This is a genomic window from Tenacibaculum sp. L6 (genome assembly GCF_028823685.1).
Lineage (GTDB): Bacteria > Bacteroidota > Bacteroidia > Flavobacteriales > Flavobacteriaceae > Polaribacter.
On record NZ_JAPEHZ010000094.1, the window covers coordinates 1 to 5,568 of the forward strand.

The window sequence follows — 5,568 nt, forward strand, 5'->3', positions numbered from 1 at the left end:
TTGTTTTTTTTAGCTAAGTGACACTACATTTATGCTCTTAGTTTTTAAATAATCACAAAATATTTATCAAAATGTAAGTAGACGCGTTTTCCACACTCTTTTCTTTTGATTATAGCTATGTAACGTTAAAAACACCTTTTCTTCCTTTCCATTTATTAATCGACCATTATTCTCTTTAAAGTTTTTCCCTAGAAAACTATAATAATCCTCTTGCGTTAATTCATCTATAGGCTTTTTTAATTCAACTAAAAACATAATACTATTAAATAGACTAGTCCCCATAAGCTCTTTGCTATAACAATATAGTTTATTACTATTTGAGTCTTCTATATATAAATAGTCATATATACTCATAAAAAAAGGTTTTGGCTTGTTTTCTAGCCTTAACCCTTTTGCTGTTTTTACAATTGTATTAACCCCATTATTTATCTTAATTCGTAATTCTTCATTAAAATATATATTCCCAACAGAATCTTTTATATGATAAGAGGGGTTCAAATCTTTATTATAGAGACTTTCCCATATACAAAGTAGTAGAGTACTAAAAAAATATAAATCATACTCAGGGTTTGATTTACTTAAACCATCTATTCTTAAAACTACGGATGGATTAATAAGTTTCTCTATTTCTTTATCTATATTCTTTTTCATCTATTGCAGTTTTTTTTAGAGTATCAACATAATGAATAGTTAAGACTAAACATAGACACTAACTACAAATAACTACTCCAAGATTTTTGTCCTTCCTGTATTTCTTTTTCAGGATATTGTTTGTTGTACTTTTTATATTGACTTCCAAAAAATACAGGTACATTTTCAGCAGGAGTTGTATCAAAATCGTTGATAATAGTTGTTCCTAAAGTATATAATTGTCTTAAGTTAGGCATGTCTTTAACAAACTTAATAGACGCTAAATTTTTACAATCTAAAAGTTTTAAAACCTCTAATTCTTTCAATTCACCAATTGGATTAAAATTTTGTAGTTTCCAGCAAATATCAAATTCTAAATATTTTAACTTTTGTAAAGTTGTTATGTCTGAAATGTCAATTAGACTTCTAACACCTCCAAAAGACACACACTTTAAATTGGTTAAAGTTTCAATTCCTTTTAAAGATTTAATTTTTGCTGTTTTAAAACTTAAGGTTTTTAAATTAGTTAAACTACTTAATTTTGTTAGGTCTTTTTCGTCAAAATCTGAAATGGTTAAATGTTGTAAATTAGTTTTGTTTAATGCTTCGATATTTATAATGCTTTTTTTGGTCCAGACATTTAAATGTAATGAATATAGTGATTTAGGAAGCTTTGAACAATCTAAAATAAAATCACAATCCCTCCATAAAGGAATAACTAATCCTTCTATTTTTGGGAGGTTATAAACAAAAGAATTATCTCCATTATTTCCGTATTGACCTCCTAAATCTAAGTTTTTAACATCTTTAAAAATTTCAACAAAACGTTCTATGAATAGTTTATTATGCTTACCGAAAAGTCTAACAGTATATTTATTTTTTAGAAAATCAGGATTTATGTTTTCTAAATCCGAATCTGGTTTAACCATTAAATATGGAGCATCTTTAAAGCCTGACAAATACATAATATTAAAAGTTTATTGGATCAAATTTCGTTGGTAAATCATATTTTTTTGCAATTTCTAAAGCTTTATCCATAAACTCTTCATATCCTTTAGGTGTGTTTAGTTTAAATCGTCCACCTACAGGGTTTACTCTATTTAAAAGTTTATGGAGTTCATTACTTCCTTTTTTTGTTATATCTCCTCCATATTTCTCTAAAATAATGTATTGTTCATACATCTCTCGTTCAAGCTTAGTAGAACCTTTCATTTTATGAATCACAGAACCACTTTCTACAACATTATTCAGTAATTTACCTCTCTTTGGATTAAAATGTTGAATAAAACGTTGAAATACATTACCAGATTGTCCAACATACCCTTGTATATTGTCTCCATTTTTTACAACTAAATCGTAAACACTTTTTGCTTCATCCGCTTTTGTTATCTTTTTTAGAGCTTTTGCTTTTTTTACAATTTTAGCTGCTGTTGCAGTAGTTCCAAAAAAAGGAATCATTGCTGCAAAACTTAAGGCTGCATCAGCATAGTTTCCTCTAGCAAGTGATACAACTCCATTGATACAATCTGCTACTTCTCCAACAGCTGGAATCATACCAACAATATCTAAAGCAGTTTGTGTTGCATCCATCCATTTATCCCAAGTCGTCGGTCCTCCTTCTTTTTCTCCATCATATTCATTAATGGTCTCCCATTGTAGGGGCTGAGAACTTGGTATAATTGAATTATTCCTAAATTCGGGGTTATCTATATATTGTTTATCAGGTGGGTTTAATTCTCCAAAGTCTACGTCTGGAAAAGCTATTTTAGCTTCAGCTAAAGTCCCCTCAAAAGTTCCATTAGAGTTTTTATAATACCAAACCTCTTCACCTCTCGAAGTTACTTCTTGTTTAAACTGATTAACTACAATTGTACCTCTTTCAGTTACTGTTGCAGCTGTATTGTATTTAATCTGTGCAATACTTTCACCAACATTAACAAACTCATGTTTTACTTGCATTAATGAAGTTCCTTCTTCATTAACTTTAACAATGTTTGTTCCCTTTTTTTGGTCTTTTATTTCTCTGTCAATATCTTGAACAGGGATAGTAGTTTCTTTTTCTACTTTACCTTTATAAATAACTTGAAATTTATTTTCGCTCATTTTATTCTATCTATAATGTTTTGAACTTGTTTGTTTTATATTCTAAACACTTTATTTAAATAAATTGTTGAAGAATCGTTTCAATTTATTTTCATTTGTCTTTTTGTATTTTCCTCTAGCAAGTAAAATAACATTATCTATACATTCAGAAAATGCATCTTCTTCTCGATTTAAACTTAGTTCATCTAATGCTTTTTCCACAGCACTGCCCCACTCGCTCCAAGAAATAGGTTTATTCTTTGGCTCATTACTCTCATAATTGTTGTTATTCTCCCATTTTAAAGGTTTTACAACATTAAAGCTAGGCTGAATTAATGAGAGATTTAATTTGTCAAAATCAACTTTTTCAAAAGCACTTTTTGCTTCTTTTATACCTCCTTCAAAAATTGCTGTATCATTGCTAAAATAAAATACTTCGTCTCCTCTTGAGGATATTTCTTGCTTAAATTGACTAACTATAACAGTTCCTTTTTCCGACACCTTTACCGAAGTATTATATTTTACTTGTGCTAATGTTTCCCCTACATTAATAAATTCATGTTTGATTTGATTTAAAACAGTTTTATTATCATTAATGTGAATGATATTTGTTTCATTTTTATTTTCTGATACTTTCATAGTCTTTTTTAATCTAATTCTTCGTTATCTTCAGATATTACAAATACAGGGATTTTATCTGTATCTGATTTTATTTTATAACCTTCTATCATATTATTTTTAATCCTCTCGTTATTATAGGTGAAGTCTATAATCTTATCATTTAATTTTAAATCCACGGTTTCTCCAACCATATTTTTACTTTCTAAAACTAAATAGGCTTTTTCTCCATAAGTTAGTTTTGTTCCTTTGTTGTTGTTTTCATCCGTATAATAGAAATTAATTATTTGAGATTTCTTTATCGATTCATTATTCTCTTTCGCTTTATAAGGAGTATCTTCTATAGGTGGTATAAAACTCTCCTGCCATGGTTTTATATAACGAGTTGGGCTTTTTCTTCTCCAGTCTGTACTATTGTTAAAAAAACGATAATCTTGCATTGCGGGTGATATGGTTAAGGTAACCTGCATGCCTTTTTGATTATCGAAAATCTCATGGTAATTTATAAGCACTCCATCTTGAAAATTATATTGGAATAGCTCTACTCCATCAAAATCATCTTCATAAAAAACTACTTTCCCATCTCTTAATAAATAAAGATTAAAAGGGTAACGTATTTTTTTATTGTCTTTTCTATCGGCTATAATCCATTCAATAAAGGTATCATCGTACATTTCTGGTTCAAAAGTAACGGTAAAAGCACCTCCCATTAGAGCTGATGTAGGTTTGCCGTTCCAATCGGTAAGACGAATGTAATTTAAACTAGTAGAGATTAATTCTCGTTCCTCTCCACACACAAAGAGTTTGGCTTTTATGTTCATAGATGTTTTTATAGGGGTTGTACAATTTTTGACCCTAAATATATAAAAACATTTAGAAAAACAAGTAGGTAGTTTTCTGGTTTTTAAGCTACTCTTGTATTTCTAGAATAATCCATTTTTTATTTACTAAGATTGTCCATTTATAAATATAGTCTTTATGAAATTGTATAAACAAACTAACTCCTAGCTTTTAACCCAACGTACAGAGTTAAGTACTGCATGAAAAAACAAAAAGAGCTTACCTTTTCCCTACGTTGCTTCTTATAATACAATTAATATTTTCATTATTTAACAATGAATTTTTGCTACCTTTCTGCCGAATTATAAAAAAGGTTTAAAGTGAACCGAATTAAAGAAGTTTTAAAAGACAAAGGAATTAGTCAAACTTGGCTTGCTGAAAAAATGGACAAAAGTTATCCGACCATTAATGAATACGCAAGAAACAAAAGACAACCGAGTTTAGAAGATTTATACAAAATTGCGGAAATTTTAAACGTAGAAGTCAAAGACTTATTAATTGAAAGAAAACATAATGGCTAAGAAAGTACAATCAATCGAACCGAATATTGCAGATTTAGCGAACGGATGGCTAAAAAAATATAAATTACCTTACAAATTAGAACAGGAATCTGTCAATGCAGAAATTGATAAAGCACTCTCTGACTACTTCACTAAAAATGGTGGTGCAGGTGCAAATCGACCAGATGCCAAAGTATTACTTCAAGACAAAAATTTAGACTTCTACCCTGTACTTATTGAGTACAAAGGTTATAAAGACAAACTTGTAAAACTTGACAAAGACGGACAAGTTGAAAACCGAACTTCTAAAAATGAACCCAATTTTAAAAACATCAATTCTTTTGCTGTAAACGGTGCTGTTCATTACGCAAATGCCTTGCTTCATCATACAAGCTATACCGATATTATCGCAATTGGAATGACAGGTTACAAAGATGAAACAGGTAAAATACATCACGAAATTGGTGTTTATTATGTTTCAAAAAGCAATTTAGGAGCAGGTCAGAAAATTGGCGAGTTTACCGACTTTTCATTTTTAGCACCGAAAAACTTTGACAGTCTTATAAAGTCAGTAAAAACGCTTCAACTTTCACAGGAAGAACTTGACAAACTAAAAGAACAACGAGAAAGGGAAATTGACCAAAGTCTTGTAAAACTTAATAATGATATTTATCAAAATGAAAAAGGCTTAGGAGAAAATGACCGTGTTTATTTGGTAGCTGCATCAATTATTGCAACACTTGGCATTCCAGGGAAAGTTGCACCGCTTGAAAAGTCTGATCTAAAATCATCAACTGAAAAAGGATACAGAGATGGTGATTTAATGATTAAGAAAATAGAATCCTTTTTAAGTCATAAACAACTTCCAGACGAAAAGAAAAACCTTATTGTTAGAACT

General features: G+C 29.5%; 6 protein-coding genes and 1 pseudogene. 2 read left to right on the plus strand and 5 right to left on the minus strand.

The genetic code is table 11. The annotated features are described in order from the left end of the window. Nucleotides 1-66: 66 nt before the first annotated feature. From OU788_RS11595 to tssD, 5 genes are all read right to left on the minus strand, one after another. Nucleotides 67-651, minus strand: a complete 585-nt coding sequence (locus OU788_RS11595) for a hypothetical protein (RefSeq protein WP_274635318.1) — start codon at nucleotides 649-651, stop codon at nucleotides 67-69. Between the two features lie 62 nt (nucleotides 652-713). Further along, complete coding sequence (locus tag OU788_RS11600) at nucleotides 714-1,595, minus strand: hypothetical protein (RefSeq protein ID WP_274635319.1); 882 nt, start codon at nucleotides 1,593-1,595, stop codon at nucleotides 714-716. A 4-nt stretch (nucleotides 1,596-1,599) separates the two neighbouring features. After that, on the minus strand, nucleotides 1,600-2,733 hold the full coding sequence (locus OU788_RS11605; protein WP_274635320.1) for a hypothetical protein: 1,134 nt from the start codon (nucleotides 2,731-2,733) through the stop codon (nucleotides 1,600-1,602). A gap of 51 nt (nucleotides 2,734-2,784) precedes the next feature. Further along, entirely contained in the window at nucleotides 2,785-3,351 is a 567-nt protein-coding gene (locus tag OU788_RS11610; protein WP_274635321.1) for a hypothetical protein, read from the minus strand. Nucleotides 3,352-3,359: 8 nt separating this feature from the next. Next, nucleotides 3,360-4,151, minus strand: coding sequence for a type VI secretion system tube protein TssD (tssD, locus tag OU788_RS11615; RefSeq protein ID WP_274635322.1), 792 nt, complete (start codon nucleotides 4,149-4,151; stop codon nucleotides 3,360-3,362). 339 nt (nucleotides 4,152-4,490) lie between these two features. Between tssD and OU788_RS11620 the strand changes: the two genes are divergently transcribed. After that, nucleotides 4,491-4,691: a helix-turn-helix transcriptional regulator gene (locus OU788_RS11620; protein WP_274635323.1), complete on the plus strand. Its 201-nt coding sequence runs from the start codon at nucleotides 4,491-4,493 to the stop codon at nucleotides 4,689-4,691. Next, a pseudogene (locus OU788_RS11625) lies at nucleotides 4,684-5,568 on the plus strand (restriction endonuclease subunit M); the annotation flags it as partial. The gene OU788_RS11620 and the pseudogene OU788_RS11625, both read left to right, overlap by 8 nt.